Source organism: Shinella sp. NM-101 (assembly GCF_021401195.1).
Lineage (GTDB): Bacteria > Pseudomonadota > Alphaproteobacteria > Rhizobiales > Rhizobiaceae > Shinella.
This window is the reverse complement of record NZ_JACBFT010000060.1, coordinates 1-744: the sequence shown is the minus strand read 5'-3', so window position 1 is coordinate 744 and position 744 is coordinate 1. Positions and strand designations below refer to the sequence as shown.

1 pseudogene is annotated in these 744 nt (G+C 58.5%); it reads left to right on the top strand.

What is annotated here, in order from left to right:
• Nucleotides 1-744, top strand: a pseudogene (locus L0976_RS28570) (IS3 family transposase); the annotation flags it as partial.

The following is a 744-nucleotide window of genomic DNA, read 5'->3' as shown; positions in this document are numbered from 1 at the left end:
ATCAGCCAGATGAAGGCTCTTGAAGACGAGAACCGTCGGCTGAAGAAGATGTATGCGGAGATGAGCATGCAGGCGGAACTGCTCAAAGAGGCTCTTGGAAAAAAGTGACGCGGCCATCTCAACGCCGGGAGATGGCCGGGAAAGCGGTGGCGTTGCGCGGGGTGAGCATTGCACTCGCCTGCCGCACCTTTGGTGTCAGCGAGAGTTGCTATCGTTACAGCGCCAAGATGAACGACGAGAACGAGCAGATCGCCGATCTCCTGATCGGGTTGACGCGGGCGAAGAAGAGCTGGGGCTTCGGTCTTTGCTTTCTCTACCTGCGCAATATCCGGGGGCATCGCTGGAACCATAAGCGGGTATACCGCATCTATCGCGAGCTGGAACTGAACCTCAGGATCAAGCCACGCAAGCGGTTGAGGCGCGAGAAGCCGGACGCTCTGGCCGTACCGGAGAAACCGAACCTGGTCTGGTCTATGGACTTCATGGCGGATCGCCTTGAGGATGGCAGGCAATTCCGCCTGTTGGACGTTCTGGACGACTTCAACCGCGAGGGTCTGGGCATCGAGGTGGATTTCTCACTACCTGCCGAGCGTGTCATCCGCAGCCTGAACCAGATCATCGAATGGCGTGGTAAGCCGATGGCAATACGGGTCGACAACGGGCCTGAATACGTCAGCGGCAAGCTGATGGAATGGGCAGAGAAACAGGGCATCGCCTTAAGCCACATCCAGCCGGGCAAGCCGC